Below are 14,479 nucleotides of genomic sequence, written 5' to 3'. Positions count from 1 at the left end.
CTTTTTTAACTTTTAAATTCTCACAATCACAATGAAAACAATCAAAATGTTCTCTAGCGTATTAGTAGCTGCTTTAATGACTTTCAACATCGCTGGTGCTACCGAAAAAACCACGGCGAAGAAACCCGTAGCTTACAAAGTAGACCTAGCAAAAAGCAACACAAAATGGCATGCTAAAAAAGTAACTGGCGAGCACTTCGGTACTATTAATATTTCAAATGGCTCTTTGAACGTAGATGGTAACAAAATCACGGGTGGTACCTTCGAAATTGATATGAATAGTATTAAATGTACTGACATTACTGACGCTGGTTATAATGCCAAATTGGTAGGTCACCTCAAATCTGATGATTTCTTTTCGGTAGAAAAAAATCCAAAAGCTAAGTTTGTGATTAAAAAAGTAGAAGGTAAAGGCGATAGTTACAACATCACAGGTGATTTGACTATCAAAGGCATCACCAATTCTATCACTTTCCCAGCTACTGTCAAAACCGATGCTAAGGGCCTAAACGCCACCGCTAAAATCGTACTTGACCGCTCAAAATGGGATATTCGCTATGGTTCTAAAACCTTCTTCCCTAATATCGGCGATAAAATGATCAATGATGATTTTGAAATTGATTTAGCACTAGCGGCTACCAAATAAGCCCTACTTTGCTTTTCACTTTTTGTCTAAAAACCTGTTCCTTTCAGAACAGGTTTTTGTTTTTAGAGGATACGTAATTTTTTCTAAAAAGTTACGTTATCAATTGGAATCATAGCATCAAAACCCCCACCTTGTGGACAAACTATGAAAAGACTCATCTTCCTATTAACAGCCCTTTCCACTTGTAGTTTTGCCCAAACTTCTTCCCCCACTCAGGGGGAAGAAGAAGAAGAATTTGTATGCCACTATTTTGGGTACAAACAACTCCAAACCCCCAAAGATATTTGTAACTTTTTGGGATTCCGTTCCAACCAACACGCCGAAGAGGTAGTAGACCAAATTCTGAGGCAAGTAGGCTTGGTTCGTAATTTTGTGGTGGTAGAATGCCCCAATACCGAAAACTGCTTTGCCACCGTCGTCGACGGTCAGCGATATATCGTCTATGATGGTGCTTTTATGAAAAGAGTCGAAAACATGACTAATACCGACTGGTCGGCGATTAGCATTGTAGCCCACGAAATCGGCCATCATCTACAAGGACACACCATCAATGCCACCGGTAGCCGCCCCAAAAAAGAATTAGAAGCCGACCGATTTTCGGGTTTTGTAATGCAGCGTTTAGGAGCCTCGCTCGATGAAGCACTGATTGCCATCAAAACACTGGGCGACGACAAACCAAGCTATTCACACCCTGCCAAAGCCTCTCGTATAGAAGCTATAACACAAGGATGGAGAGATGCGGCAGGTCTTAACAAAAACAACACTATCGCTAAAGCATCATCCGCAACTAACAAAAGCCCCCAGTCTACCGTTAATTCTTCTCCCCCATTGATGAAACCTCTACCTACTACGGAGGAGGAAGAAAACGAAAACGTAGGATGTATGGCAGGCAATTGTGAAAACGGTTTGGGTATTTATGTGCACGAGAGCGGCGAACGCTACGAAGGCGATTTCCGATACGGAAAGCGTCATGGTACGGGAGTTCAATACTATCCAAGCGGAGCTATGAAATACAAAGGAGATTTTAGGGCCGATTCGCGTACAGGTTACGGGGCTTATTATTTTCCGAATGGCGACAAATACGTAGGTTTGTTTCTCAACAACCTCCCCAATGGCAAAGGCACTTATTATTATGCCGACGGAGACAGGTTTGTGGGGATTTATGAAAATGGTAAACGAAACGGTCAAGGTACTTTTTACCGCAAAGATGGACGGCGTGAGTCAGGTATCTATGCGGGTGATAGCCGAGTCAAGTAATTTCTTAATAAAGAAAACTCAACCAACTAATAAAAAATGGATTTTGGAAAACTTGAAGATATTTCAGGCGTAGACTTTAGCCTTCCACCTGACAATGAATTTGTTTCCAAAACTGCTTTTCCTTCCATAACCCCGCAAGCTTCACCCCAATGCTATATAGGGCCACCCATTTGGTCTAATAAAGAATGGGTAGGCAAAATATATCCAACTACGGCCAAAGAAAAAGATTTTTTGTACCACTATACTCGTCAGTTCAATACTATTGAGTTGAACGTTACTCATTATCAAATCCCCAGCGAAGCCACCATAAAACGGTGGAAGGAAGCTGCCGCCCAAGGGTTTAAATTTTGTCCTAAATGGCCTCAAATCATCAGTCATGAGCGCCAGCTTAGGGAATGTGAAGAACTTAGCCACGCTTTTACAAACGCAGTATTAGGTTTAGAAGAGCATCTCGGTACTACATTTTTACAGCTCGGTCCTCATTTTGACCCTCGCCAGCTAGGAGCATTAGAAAATTTTCTTAAGCAACTTCCTTCTTCTTTTCCCATATCCGTTGAGTTTCGGCATCCTGATTGGTTTTCCAATCCTGCCATTTGGCAAAAAACGCTTCATCTTTTGCATGACTTAGGCATGGGTACTGTAATTTCTGACGTAGCAGGACGCCGCGATGTACTTCATATGAGTCTTAGCTCGTCGGTAGCGACCTTACGTTTTGTAGGTAATGAATTGCACCCTACTGACTTTACACGCGTAGATGCATGGGTCCAACGCTTCAAAGAATGGTTTTTAAAGGGTCTAAAAACAGCTTACATTTTTGTACACTGCGGCGAAAACAATCAAGCCCCGGAGCTTACTAAATACTGGATACAACAACTCAACCTTCATTGTAATCTCTCTCTTACCCCTCCTCGTATTCAGCCCAAAGTGATTCAAGGGTCACTTTTCTAAATTATATTCTCAAGTAGACTAGAGCTACTCCCTCTTTCCGCTGAGTTTTACCTCATTTTTTGTATGATTCACCGCAAACATTGGAAAAAATGTCCGGTACACGCAACCGAAACCCCATTATTCTCGTAAATGTGTGTACAAACATATTTTTTAGCAACTCAAACTTCCATTGACATGAAAGAAACAACCATGAAAAGAGGTCAATTTTTGCGTGAATTAGGTCTAAGTGGCAGTGCCTTAATGGCATTCTATTGCATGGGTACTACGCTTACGGCTTGTTCAACTAGCAGCGATGACCCCACTCCCAGCAGCGGAGGTACGGGAAGCTCTACTGGTCTTACCGGCAATGCCGATACAAGCAAAGGAACAATTAGTTTTACCCTTGATTTAACAAATTCTACCTACTCAGGACTTAAAACCGCAGGAGGATTTGTAGTAGTAGGTAGCTTGATTATAGCTAACGCTAGAGGTACCATCGTGGCTCTGTCTAAAACCTGTACCCATGAAGGAACCACATTGACGTATCGCTCCTCCCAAAACGATTTATATTGTAGTAATCATGGCTCTGAGTTTAGTACTACAGGCGCGGTAGAAGTAGGACCCGCCACCCGGAGCTTGGCGGTATACCAAGCTCAATTGAGTACAGACGGCAATACCCTAACCGTCAAAGCTTAATAGTCAATCTTTTTTAGTATTTAATGCGTAGATGTTTTAAATAAAACTCCCTTATAAAATGAGAAAAATTGCCCAGTATTTATGGATATGCTTACTAGTAAGCCCGTTGGCAGCTATTGCACAAGACGATTTAACAAAAATGCTCGACGAAAACGAGACTAAATCTGTCGATTATACCACTGCAACTTTCAAGGGGACGCGTATCATCAATGGGCATTCGGTCGAAACTGTGAAAAAAAATCACCTTGATTTTTTGATTCATCACCGTTTCGACCGTCTCAATTCGGGAGCTTATAATCTTTTTGGGTTAGATTACTCCACTATTCGATTGGGATTTGAATATGGTATCACCGACAACCTCATGGTAGGAATCGGGCGCAGTAGTATCCAAAAAACCTATGATTTTTTGGCCAAAGGCAAACTCCTACGCCAATCATCAGGAGCCCGCAATATGCCTTTTACCGTAACTGCTTTTGCAAGTGCCGTAGTCGAAACAATCGACAAAGAACTCACCTTCCAAGACAAGATTTCTTACACTACGCAATTGTTGATTGCTCGTAAATTTAACGAAAGGCTCTCTTTGCAACTCATGCCTACGCTCTTGTATCGCAATCGTGTCGCCACTGTTGCCCAAGACCGTATGCTTATGGCATTGGGAGTAGGAGGCAGAATGAAAGTAACCAAACGTCTTTCTCTCAATGCTGAATATTACTGGGCCTTCCGAGACCAAAATTTACAAAATCAACTTGGGGAAAAATACGGAAATTCTTTGGCTATTGGTTTCGATATTGAGACTGGTGGGCACGTCTTCCAGCTTCACTTTACCAACTCCGCCGGTATGGTAGAAAAGCAGTTTATTGGAGATACTGCAGGTAGTTGGGGAAATGGAGATATCCGTTATGGCTTTAATATCTCTCGTACTTTTAGTTTTGACAAACGCGCCAAAGGCATCAACAAAGTCTCTGACAAATAAAAACTTAATAGCCATGAAAAAAGAAATCGCGTTAATCCTCTTATTATCAACTTGTTTGAGTATTGGTATCAAAGCACAAAATCTCTACGCTACCAACAACGGCGAGACAAATTTTTTCTCTGAAACTCCCGTTGAAAATATTTCAGCAGTCAATAAGTTGAGTCAAGCAATCATCAACATCACCAACAACGATATCGTGGTGCAGATGAATATGAAACAATTTGACTTTCCTAACAAATTGATGCAAGAACACTTCAACGAAAACTATATAGAGTCTGATAAATACCCAAAAGCTATTTTTAAAGGAAAAATCAACGAGAAAATTGATTTTTCGCAAAATGGCTCTTACGAAGTTTCGGCAACGGGCGATTTTACCATTCATGGAGTTACGAAACCTCGCACTTTCAAAGGCAAACTTACTGTGGGGGGAGGCAAATTAAATCTTGTTACTGAATTTGACGTGGCCCTTACTGACCACAACATAGAGGTTCCCAAAGTGGTTTTTATGAAGATTGCACAAGTGATAAAGGTTAAAAACAACTATACCCTTACGCCTTATGTAGCAAAAAAATAAGAAGCAGAAAAAAGGAAACTTTTTTGACAAATATTCATACAGTATAGTTGACAATATAAATACTTTCATGAGTGATAAGACGTTTTTAAGGTCTTATCACTCATTTTGTTTTTCTCAATTTCATTAACATTTATTATGCAAAAAGTAAAACTAACTTTGGTTTTGGCGGCTGTTACCTTGATTTTGACTTGTGGTTTTGTACAAAAAAAAGGCAAATGGCAAAAGCTTTTTAACGGCAAAGACTATACAGGATGGCATACTTTCAACAAGCAAGGACAGCCGATTTCGGATAAGTGGCAAGTCGAAGACGGCGCAATGGTACTAACAGGTAGAGGAGGTGGCGACCTCGTCACCGACAATGAGTTCGAAAATTTTGAGCTTGAACTTGAATGGAAAATCTCTGAAAAAGGCAATAGCGGTGTGATGTGGGGAGTGGTAGAAGACAAAAAATATTGCTGCCCTTACAGCACAGGCCCTGAGATGCAAGTGCTTGACGATGCCAAACACCCAGACTCATTTGCGGGAAAAAATGGCAACCACAAAGCAGGCTCGCTTTATGATATGATACCGCCAGCAGACCTCACGGCTGTTAAACCTGCGGGTGAATGGAACAAAGCCAAAATGAAAATATACAAAGGCCAAGGCACTTTTTGGCTTAACGGAAAGCAAATGGTAACCTTTCCTACTAGTGGCCCTGGCTGGGATGCATTGGTAGCCAACAGCAAATTCAAAACTTGGGAAGGTTTTGGGAAGTTTCCAAAAGGAAAAATCGCCCTCCAAGACCACGGTGATAAAGTATGGTATCGCAATATCCAAATTCGGGAATTGTAGCATTTTCTTAGCTCATAAAAAAGCCAGCGTACAAAAATACGCTGGCTTTTTTATGGGTAACAGACCTCTTTATTTACTCACCTTGAAGTATTTCTTCTGAGACTCCCGTCATCGAGAAACCTCCATCATGGAATAGGTTTTGCATCGTCACCATGCGAGTATAATCCGAAAACATCATCACCACATAGTTTGCACAGTCATCGGCCGAAGCATTGCCCAAAGGAGCCATTTTGTCAGCAAAATCATAAAACTTATCGAAACCTCCAATGCCTGAGCCTGCGGTAGTTTTGGTAGGAGATTGTGATACAGTATTCACTCGTACATTTTTGGCTTTGCCATAGCGGTAGCCATAGCTACGGGCGATTGACTCAAGCATGGCTTTGGCTTCTGCCATATCGGTATAAAACGGAAAAGTACGCTGTGCGGCCATGTAAGAAAGAGCCACTACGCTTCCCCATTCATTGATAGCGTCGAGCTTTTCGGCTACTTGCAAAAATTTATGAAAAGAAAGAGCCGACACATCTACGCTTTTTAAGAACCAATCATAATTCAAATCTCCGTAGGGGCGTCCTTTACGAATATTAGGCGACATTCCAATCGAGTGAAGTACAAAGTCAACTTTCCCGCCTAAGACTTCTATTGATTTGTTGTAAAGATTCTCAATCTCTTCTACTGAAGTAGCATCAGCAGGGATGATTTCGGCCTCACATGCATCGGCCAATTTTTTGATTTCGCCCATACGCATTGCAATAGGGGCATTGGTAAGGGTAAATGTTGCGCCTTCTGCTTTGGCTTTCATAGCCACTTTCCACGCAATAGAGTTCTCGTCAAGCGCACCTGAAATGATGCCGCGTTTGCCTTGTAAAATTCCGTTTGCCATTTTTTCAGTTTATTGTTTATTCTGCGTTTACAGTTATCACTAACCGCTCACCCACTGCAATTCAACCAGCGGAATTGCCACCGAGCAAAGTAACGAATTTTTGGGCAAATTGTGGCGCTTTTTGTTTCTCAACCCACCTACTTTTAATCAAACTCTTTCTCTTTATTGGGCAAGGTAGCCTCTATCTTTCAGCTCTTGTAAGGGGTTTTGAAGCAAATAAGTAGTGCCGTTTTGAAGCAAGTAGGTACGGTCAGCGATTTCCAAAACATCCCGATACAAATGGTCGGTTATGAGGATTCCTTTTCGATGTTTTTGGATTTGAATCAATCTTTTAAGTTCTTCTACATAAAGAGGTGAAAGGTGGGAAAAAGGCTCATCCAAAAGAACAAATTGGCTAGGAGAAAACAACACCATCAGGGTTTCCCAAAATCTTCTTTCTCCGCCCGAAAACTCTCCAAAAGTTTTTTTCTTTTGTTGCTCCCATCGTTCTCCTAATGCTGTTTCCTCTATTTTTACCCCATACATTCTAAATCCCTGCTCCAAGCTCAAATAAGAAGGAACCAGCGGATATTGAGGTAAATATTGGACTAAACCTTTCTGGCGATATGGGTATTTTAGGTAGGTTTTGTTCCAACGGATTGATTTATAAGTAGCCTCAAGCGTACCAAAAATAATTTGTAACAAACAAGACTTCCCACCTCCATTACGACCCAATATCGCCGTCACCGCTCCCAGAGGAATCGCGAGATGAATGCTTTGGAGAATTTTACGACTCTCAAAGCTTAGCTCAATGCTATCAGCTTCTAAAATACCGTAATGCTCCATTGAACCAAACTTATTGATCCGAAAAAAATCACCAAATCTAGGCCAAAAGCTTTGATAAATAAGCCATTGATAGAATAGCCTAAGTTTTGAAAAAACATATATTGCTCTCTCGAAAAAGTATTCATAAAATACCATACAAATCCAAAAGAGGCTAATTTTAGCCAAAACAAAGCCCCTATCAAATCCCAAATTTCTTCGCCTAGGGGCAGCCCTCCCATCAGCCATCCTCCCCAACCTACCATCTGGGTAAATATCCAAAATTTCCGATAGAAAAGCCATACTATTGAGACCATATGCTGTTATTTTTGGCAAGCTAGGTCTATCTTTTTTAGAAGACAATCGCGTTAAGATTATTTAACGTTTTAGAATTGATCTATATACCCAATCGTACCATTCCAAACCGAACCGACCAAAACTAGACAACTCTTTTGGAACGATTAAGAGAGCTAAAAAATCCGTGTAACCATATTCCCTTTCGTAACCTGAAAATACCATTTAACATAATCATTTTAGGATACCCTCCTAAACTACTAAATTTGTTTAAAATATACTTTGAAACTAATATTTCACCCATCGCGCCGGCGACCCGGTCATTATCCCAAATATGTGGCAGTTTGTTAAATACGTATTTGCAACAATCGTAGGTTTATTCATTTTTTCGGTACTAGGTTTTTTTCTGTTTATTGGCATTGCTTCAATGCTAGGGTCATCGGAAGATAAAGCGAGCATCGACAAAAACTCCGTTCTTAAATTAGACCTCAACAACCCTATTCAAGAAATTGCCGTCGAAAACCCTTTCGCTGAGTTTTCGGGCGGGCAAGGCAATGTACTCGGTCTCAACGATATCAAGTCTGCTCTAGCCAATGCTAAACTAGACCCTAATATCAAAGGCGTATATCTAGATGTACAATATCCTTCGGTAGGCTGGGCTACCGCCGAAGAAGTACGCGATGCCATTGTGGACTTCAAAAAATCTAAAAAGTTTGTGTATGCCTATGGCGAAGTCATGACCGAAAAAGCATACTACTTAGCGTCTGTAGCTGATAAAATCTACCTCAATCCAGCAGGAGGAATGGAGTGGAACGGCCTGAGTGCGGAGTATGATTTTTATAAAGGAACCCTCGATAAGTTAGAAATCAAGCCATTGGTGTTTAGAGTAGGCGAATATAAAAGTGCCGTTGAGCCTTTCTTCCGCGAAAATATGAGCGATGCCAATAAACTTCAAAATCAGGTTTTGATCAATAATATCTTTGACCATGCCGTCGAAAATATTTCTAAATCACGGAATATTCCCGTAACTAAGCTCAAAAATTTAGCCGATTCTTTATTGATAGATGCTCCCCAAGATGCCCTTAAATACAAATTGGTATCTCATGTGGGGTATTATGACGAAGTGGAAACGGCTCTTCGTAAAGAACTCAGTATCAAAGAAGACGATAAAATCAAGTTTGTAGGCCTTAGCAAATATGCCAAAGCCGAAAAACAAGTCAAAGAAGGGCCTTCTGATAGCCGTATCGCCGTCATCGTCGGAGAAGGTGCTATTTACTCTGGCAAAAGTGGTGACGGTAACATTGGCTCTGAAACCATCGCCGAAGAGCTTCGTAAAGCCCGCAAAGATAAAAAGGTAAAAGCGGTGGTGCTACGTATCAACTCACCAGGCGGAAGTGCTCTTGCTTCTGATGTAATGTGGCGCGAAATCCAACTTACCCGAAAAGTAAAACCTGTGATTGCGTCTATGTCGGATGTAGCAGCCTCAGGAGGGTATTATATGGCAATGGGATGTGACAAAATCGTAGCTCAGCCCAACACTATTACGGGTTCAATTGGAGTATTCAGTGTTTTATTCAATTTTGAAAACACTTTTAAAAATAAATTGGGCATCACTTTCGACCGTGTCAATACCAATACCCATGCAGATTGGCCAAGTGTAACCCGAGATATGACTCCTTTTGAAAATGACCGTCTTCAGAAAAGCACCGAAAATATCTATGCAACCTTCACTCGCAAAGCAGCCGAAGGGCGAAAAATGCCTCTTGCTAAACTTCAATCTTTGGCTTCAGGTAGAGTGTGGTCGGGTAGAGAAGCCAAAGCCAATGGCCTGATTGACGAATTTGGAGGATTGGACAAAGCGATTCAGGTAGCAGCTCAAGCAGCCAAATTGAAAGAAGGCGAATATCGGGTAAAATTCCCTGCGCAAAAAAATGTGTTTGAGCAGTTTATGAACAAAATCACTGGTGATGCCGAAGAGCAAATGCTCCAAAAACAACTTGGAGATTTTGCACCTTATCTCAAAACCCTCAAAAAATTGCAACAAATGGAAGGAACACAAGCTCGTATGCCTTTCGACATCAATATCAAATAATTCTGAAAATATTTTCTCTAAAAAGAAATGGTTGGTGAACGATTCACCAACCATTTCTTTTTAGGGCTATACCTTCAATTGCTATTGATAACGTTTTTTCAACAAATCTTTCATATATACATTGATATCCCACTGACTTGCCACGGGAAGGTTGGTATAGGGCAAAGTCTGTAAATAACCTGGCGCTGGCCCAAACTCAGAAGTAATCGTCAACACCTTACTGCCTTTTTTTCGATGAATTTCCACAATTTTATCCCACCAAGCCAAATGAGCATCTACGCACGATTTCCATTCAGGAGCGTGAGGGTCGTTGACTTGTGGACCTTCAGGGTGCCCTACTCTATTATGAATATGGTCGGTATGTTTTATAGCCCGCTCCATATTTTCTACTTGATCGTTTAGCAAAGACTCCGACACATTGACCCAGTGAGAAAAATCTCCGGTGAGACGAAGGTCAGGAAAAGTCACAAAGTAATGTTGCGTAGCAGGAGCACTATACGTAAATCTCCCTCGATGAGTTTCGTGAAGAATTGGAACGCCTGTCTTTTGTTGCACATCAAAGGCCACCTGAATTAGTTCACAATTTTGTTCGTACGAAAAATAATCTTTACCCGTATGACAATTGATAAGAAGCGGCTTAGAGGCAGCAATTTTTTCTAAATCAGCCTTATATTTAGCTTTATGCTCTGGGAAGTTGTTGCCACCCCCAAAAGCCATTAATATAGCGTCGAGTCCATGCGATTTCATAACAGCCATAGCCTCCGCAGCTTTGTCAGGAGCAGTAGCGATCTCCATGCCATCATATCCAGCTGCTTTCACTTTTTTGGCAGCCTCTTCCAGCGGTAGGGCTTCAAGCCCCCAAGTCGGACAAAAAAACTTTATAAGCATTGTATTTTTAATCTCTTACCGCCCCCGTGCGCCACGCCTCTACCATAGGATACCAAATAGGCTGATATTCGACGTAGCGTTGAAGTTCATAATGATCATCCACAAATTGATTAGGGCGTCGATTGAAGGTAAAATTGATTTCTGAGAAATTGGCCCTTTGCGAATACACCCACACCTCTCGGTCTTTACTACGTTGGACACGGTCTGGCGAACCCATAATGATAAAAATCATTCCCTTGTCTGTTTTCCAACCTTCCTTATAAGTTGTAAATAACCGATTGGCTTCTTCTACTCGATGATAAAAAGCACTAATGGTACGCTTCGCCAAATCAGCATTACCATTCATAAGTGAAAGCCAATATCTATCTAAAGACTTTTTAGGATCTTTGGTAGCCAAAAACTCGTTGATTTCTTGGCTTTGACTCATATACATCACAGGTCTTATCAATTCGGCCGGTCGAGTCATTTTTGGAAACCGCCTATTGGCTACCACTACACCTATCCCTGTAGCGTCGGTGGTATCTTCCATCATAAAATACAACCCTTCTTCTTTGAAAGAAATAGGGGTATTGGCCATGATCATAAAGGTACTATCTACTCCCAAGGTACGAGGTGCATTACGGGGATTGGTATTCATGGGTGAGGTAGCCGGATCAAAATCGTGACGATACCGCGAAACAAAGAGTTTCTTCCTAGTATTGTTTACATCTTTTACCACTAAGGTATCGTTGGCATTGATATAGTTTTGAAGCAAAGGTACTTGCGCAGTCTTTTCAAATAGTGTATACCTATCGCTCAGTTTATTGTCTTTAAACCTCAACTGCAAATCGTTTAGTACTTTCTTGGTAGTACCTATCTCCGACACCTCAGCCAGCATGATAGCCTGGGCATAGTTGGTGGGACGTTTGACTTCAAAATTAACCATAAATTTGGCCGCCCCTATCTGAATCACATTTTGTTCACTGAGGGCTATATTGCCGTATCCCAACCGCTCTCGCGAAGCAAAATCGGGATAAAGTACATAATTAATGGTATACTTATCAGCAAACTCTTTCCACCGAACCGGCATGTTATTGATGCGCGACAAATCAATTCTCATGTATATTACCGCTACACTAGAGTCTTTATTGAGAAATTTACTTTTTATTCCCAAAATGGTAATATCTTCGGCTCCGTTCGAAACTACGGTGCTTGTGGTCTTATCATTTTTTCTTTTTGACCGTGACTTAGAAGTTTGCTGTGCCTGAGCTAGGTGGCACAGTGCAATCAGTATAATAAAATATACAAAACGCTTCATGGGCTTGTTGCTTGTAATAGAAGAAAAAATCTTCTTAGATTATTTTATTAAACGACAAAGTTGAGCGAATAGCGTAAGAAAAAGCTATTTTTTCATTGAACTTATATTATCCAAATCAGTAGTTTGATAGTATCGATATACTTTCAACAATATTGCCAATGCCACGGCCGATTCTGCCGCCGCCACTACAATAACAAAAAGCGCAAACATTTGGCCCGCAGATTGGACAGGGTCATACTGCGCAAAAGCTATCAAATTGAGATTTACGGCATTGAGCACCAGCTCCAAGCCTATTAGTACAGCTATTGCGTTGCGTTTGGTCACCATCACGGCAAGACCTATACTAAAAAGAGCCGCCGCAACTAGAAGAAAATAGTGGATAGGAACGATTGGTTGCATATTGCAATGTTAAGAAAAATATTCAAAATAACAGCCTAATCTTTAAATTAAGGTGTTTCTTATATTTCTTTGTTGGTTGTTCAAATACATTAACCTATGTCTGAAGTCATTGCCCGCATTCCTCATTATCAACATTTATACGAGACTCTCCGCCAACAATTACTGCAAGGCGTGTATGAAATTGGGAGCCTCCTACCTTCTGAAAAAGAGCTTCAACAAGCTTACAACCTTACTCAGCCGACAGTCCGGCAGGCACTTTCGATGCTCGCTGAAGAAGGTTTTATTAAGAAATTTCAAGGAAAAGGCAGTATTGTACAGCCCGTACCGATTGGGTTAGGAATGTTATCAATTCAGCCACACCACACGGATCAACTCGTAGACGCGGCGGCGATTCGCACCGAAATAGTTCAGAAGCCGATTCTAAAGGTATTTCCTGCCGATTTTCTGTTTGTATCAGCTCAACCTCAGCGCCCATACTACTATTTCGAACGGCTGAGATTTGTTGATAATGAAGTCATTTTTTTTGAAAAAATCGCTCTTCCTGCCGAAGAAGTTCCCCAATTTCATAAGCTCAAACTCGAAAACAAGTCATTGTTTGACACCCTTCGTAAACGATACAGTATCATCGTAAAACGTGGCGAAGAGAAAGTGTGGGCTACTTTGGCTGATGAGGCTCTTTCACGAATGATGCAGATAAAGCCCAATACGCCTGTGTTAAGATTAGAAAAGTGCATCGAAACAAATCGTCCCCATCTTAACATTTATTCTTCTCTTTATGCTTGTACCGATAAATATTTACTGAAAGGGCGGTTTTAATTTGCTAGCTTAAAACAAAATTTTCTTCCAATTTTAAGCACTAAAGTGGGAAGCCACTGTTATATGCTTGCGACTCAGCACTACAATACAAAGCACCTCATATTCAGACACTTGACCTATTTCAAATATTATAAGAGGAGTTGTTTGCATTAACCAAAAATAATAAACTCTTGATATTCAAAAAAGATTAATAACCAAACGAAACAACTCACTATAAATAATTGTACGACCATCATAGTATATTTTTCTTAATAAATTAAGAATATATATATATCTTTGATACTTTTTCTAATATCAATTTACTCCATTTACATTAATACATTATGGTCGATTTCATCAAGTTATATCTTGGTACAACGCGTCGTTTGGCATATACTTTTACTACAAGCTTTTTCAATCCTACCGAAAGAAAACGATTAATGGACTTATATAATGTCTATAATCATAACAACGATCCTCATGCTTTCCCAATCGACCCCTATATCATTCCTAAAACGGATGTATTAGCAATCAATGGCAACGACCAAGCCATTTATGAAGGCGTCGATGAATGTGGTTTTGGACATATCACTGAGTTTGAACTGAAAGTTATTTGCCAAATTATTCAAAAGTATCAACCTCAAAGGGTTTTTGAAATTGGAACTTTTGAGGGACGTACTACCCTAAATATAGCTCTTAACGCTCCCAACGCTCAAATTTTCACTTTAGACCTCCCCGCCGCAGACCTCGGCAATACCAAAATGCAAATCGAAAAAACGGAAGAGGCTTATGTAAAGAAAACTCAATCAGGAGGGCGTTTCCTAAATCATCCTGCTAAAAAAAATATCCAACAATTGTTTGGAGACTCGGCTACTTTTGATTTTTCACCCTACTACAACTCCATCGATTTGATGTTTGTGGATGGTTCTCATGCCTATGAATATGTGCTTAGTGATACAGACCGCGCCCTCAAACTCGTCAAAAAAGGCGGAATTATCCTATGGCATGATTACACTAACTGGGAAGGAGTTAGGGATGCACTCAATGAATTCTACAAAAATGACCCTCTATTTAAAGGAGTTAAACACATAGGTGGTACAAGCATTGTAATGCTACAAGTATAAGGTTC

General features: G+C 40.7%; 16 protein-coding genes. 10 read left to right on the top strand and 6 right to left on the bottom strand.

The annotated features are described in order from the left end of the window. The first annotated feature begins 31 nt into the window (after positions 1-31). The 7 genes from G563_RS0107180 (at position 32) to G563_RS0107150 (ending at position 5,904) form a co-directional block, all read left to right on the top strand. Positions 32-646 (top strand): YceI family protein, encoded by a 615-nt coding sequence (locus G563_RS0107180; RefSeq protein WP_028664724.1) that lies wholly within the window; start codon positions 32-34, stop codon positions 644-646. A 144-nt stretch (positions 647-790) separates the two neighbouring features. Next, positions 791-1,903: a hypothetical protein gene (locus G563_RS0107175; protein ID WP_028664723.1), complete on the top strand. Its 1,113-nt coding sequence runs from the start codon at positions 791-793 to the stop codon at positions 1,901-1,903. A gap of 36 nt (positions 1,904-1,939) precedes the next feature. Beyond that, entirely contained in the window at positions 1,940-2,851 is a 912-nt protein-coding gene (locus tag G563_RS0107170) for a DUF72 domain-containing protein (protein WP_028664722.1), read from the top strand. 174 nt (positions 2,852-3,025) lie between these two features. After that, positions 3,026-3,526, top strand: a complete 501-nt coding sequence (locus G563_RS0107165) for a QcrA and Rieske domain-containing protein (protein ID WP_028664721.1) — start codon at positions 3,026-3,028, stop codon at positions 3,524-3,526. Between the two features lie 58 nt (positions 3,527-3,584). Then, on the top strand, positions 3,585-4,499 hold the full coding sequence (locus G563_RS0107160; protein WP_028664720.1) for a DUF5777 family beta-barrel protein: 915 nt from the start codon (positions 3,585-3,587) through the stop codon (positions 4,497-4,499). Between the two features lie 13 nt (positions 4,500-4,512). After that, on the top strand, positions 4,513-5,073 hold the full coding sequence (locus G563_RS0107155; protein ID WP_028664719.1) for a YceI family protein: 561 nt from the start codon (positions 4,513-4,515) through the stop codon (positions 5,071-5,073). Positions 5,074-5,208: 135 nt separating this feature from the next. Further along, a complete protein-coding gene (locus G563_RS0107150; protein WP_028664718.1) occupies positions 5,209-5,904 on the top strand; it encodes a 3-keto-disaccharide hydrolase in 696 nt (231 codons plus the stop codon). Between the two features lie 73 nt (positions 5,905-5,977). Here the strand turns inward: G563_RS0107150 and G563_RS0107145 are convergent, their stop codons facing one another. The 3 genes from G563_RS0107145 to G563_RS38415 form a co-directional block, all read right to left on the bottom strand. Further along, positions 5,978-6,784, bottom strand: a complete 807-nt coding sequence (locus G563_RS0107145) for an enoyl-ACP reductase FabI (protein WP_028664717.1) — start codon at positions 6,782-6,784, stop codon at positions 5,978-5,980. A 162-nt stretch (positions 6,785-6,946) separates the two neighbouring features. Further along, positions 6,947-7,609 (bottom strand): ATP-binding cassette domain-containing protein, encoded by a 663-nt coding sequence (locus G563_RS0107140; protein WP_028664716.1) that lies wholly within the window; start codon positions 7,607-7,609, stop codon positions 6,947-6,949. Further along, on the bottom strand, positions 7,588-7,902 hold the full coding sequence (locus G563_RS38415; RefSeq protein WP_169579732.1) for a hypothetical protein: 315 nt from the start codon (positions 7,900-7,902) through the stop codon (positions 7,588-7,590). Before G563_RS38415 ends, G563_RS0107140 begins: the two co-directional genes overlap by 22 nt. Positions 7,903-8,213: 311 nt before the next feature. Between G563_RS38415 and sppA the strand changes: the two genes are divergently transcribed. Then, positions 8,214-9,971 (top strand): signal peptide peptidase SppA, encoded by a 1,758-nt coding sequence (sppA, locus tag G563_RS0107130; protein ID WP_028664714.1) that lies wholly within the window; start codon positions 8,214-8,216, stop codon positions 9,969-9,971. An 81-nt stretch (positions 9,972-10,052) separates the two neighbouring features. Here the strand turns inward: sppA and G563_RS0107125 are convergent, their stop codons facing one another. The 3 genes from G563_RS0107125 to nuoK form a co-directional block, all read right to left on the bottom strand. After that, positions 10,053-10,859: a sugar phosphate isomerase/epimerase family protein gene (locus tag G563_RS0107125; RefSeq protein ID WP_028664713.1), complete on the bottom strand. Its 807-nt coding sequence runs from the start codon at positions 10,857-10,859 to the stop codon at positions 10,053-10,055. Between the two features lie 7 nt (positions 10,860-10,866). After that, positions 10,867-12,156, bottom strand: a complete 1,290-nt coding sequence (locus tag G563_RS0107120) for a GWxTD domain-containing protein (RefSeq protein ID WP_028664712.1) — start codon at positions 12,154-12,156, stop codon at positions 10,867-10,869. Positions 12,157-12,240: 84 nt separating this feature from the next. After that, positions 12,241-12,555, bottom strand: a complete 315-nt coding sequence (gene nuoK / locus G563_RS0107115) for an NADH-quinone oxidoreductase subunit NuoK (protein WP_028664711.1) — start codon at positions 12,553-12,555, stop codon at positions 12,241-12,243. 96 nt (positions 12,556-12,651) lie between these two features. On the opposite strand from nuoK, the gene G563_RS0107110 reads away from it, so the two are divergent. Together G563_RS0107110 and G563_RS0107105 are read left to right on the top strand one after the other, a co-directional pair. Beyond that, a complete protein-coding gene (locus G563_RS0107110; protein ID WP_028664710.1) occupies positions 12,652-13,371 on the top strand; it encodes a GntR family transcriptional regulator in 720 nt (239 codons plus the stop codon). Positions 13,372-13,694: 323 nt separating this feature from the next. After that, complete coding sequence (locus tag G563_RS0107105) at positions 13,695-14,474, top strand: class I SAM-dependent methyltransferase (RefSeq protein ID WP_028664709.1); 780 nt, start codon at positions 13,695-13,697, stop codon at positions 14,472-14,474. Positions 14,475-14,479: the final 5 nt, after the last annotated feature.

It is taken from the genome of Runella zeae DSM 19591 (assembly GCF_000423565.1).
In the GTDB taxonomy this organism is placed as follows: Bacteria; Bacteroidota; Bacteroidia; order Cytophagales; family Spirosomataceae; genus Runella; species Runella zeae.
Note: the sequence above shows the minus strand (reverse complement) of the source record. Positions and strands in the feature narration are given on the sequence as shown.

Coding starts and splice junctions, on each gene's coding strand:
- G563_RS0107110 (WP_028664710.1), top strand. CDS start 12,652: ATGTCTGAAGTCATTGCCCGCATTCCTCATTATCAACATTTATACGAG.
- G563_RS0107165 (WP_028664721.1), top strand. CDS start 3,026: ATGAAAGAAACAACCATGAAAAGAGGTCAATTTTTGCGTGAATTAGGT.
- G563_RS38415 (WP_169579732.1), bottom strand. CDS start 7,902: ATGGTCTCAATAGTATGGCTTTTCTATCGGAAATTTTGGATATTTACC.
- G563_RS0107160 (WP_028664720.1), top strand. CDS start 3,585: ATGAGAAAAATTGCCCAGTATTTATGGATATGCTTACTAGTAAGCCCG.
- G563_RS0107150 (WP_028664718.1), top strand. CDS start 5,209: ATGCAAAAAGTAAAACTAACTTTGGTTTTGGCGGCTGTTACCTTGATT.
- G563_RS0107125 (WP_028664713.1), bottom strand. CDS start 10,859: ATGCTTATAAAGTTTTTTTGTCCGACTTGGGGGCTTGAAGCCCTACCG.
- G563_RS0107180 (WP_028664724.1), top strand. CDS start 32: ATGAAAACAATCAAAATGTTCTCTAGCGTATTAGTAGCTGCTTTAATG.
- G563_RS0107175 (WP_028664723.1), top strand. CDS start 791: ATGAAAAGACTCATCTTCCTATTAACAGCCCTTTCCACTTGTAGTTTT.
- G563_RS0107120 (WP_028664712.1), bottom strand. CDS start 12,156: ATGAAGCGTTTTGTATATTTTATTATACTGATTGCACTGTGCCACCTA.
- sppA (WP_028664714.1), top strand. CDS start 8,214: ATGTGGCAGTTTGTTAAATACGTATTTGCAACAATCGTAGGTTTATTC.
- G563_RS0107145 (WP_028664717.1), bottom strand. CDS start 6,784: ATGGCAAACGGAATTTTACAAGGCAAACGCGGCATCATTTCAGGTGCG.
- G563_RS0107105 (WP_028664709.1), top strand. CDS start 13,695: ATGGTCGATTTCATCAAGTTATATCTTGGTACAACGCGTCGTTTGGCA.
- G563_RS0107170 (WP_028664722.1), top strand. CDS start 1,940: ATGGATTTTGGAAAACTTGAAGATATTTCAGGCGTAGACTTTAGCCTT.
- nuoK (WP_028664711.1), bottom strand. CDS start 12,555: ATGCAACCAATCGTTCCTATCCACTATTTTCTTCTAGTTGCGGCGGCT.
- G563_RS0107155 (WP_028664719.1), top strand. CDS start 4,513: ATGAAAAAAGAAATCGCGTTAATCCTCTTATTATCAACTTGTTTGAGT.
- G563_RS0107140 (WP_028664716.1), bottom strand. CDS start 7,609: ATGGAGCATTACGGTATTTTAGAAGCTGATAGCATTGAGCTAAGCTTT.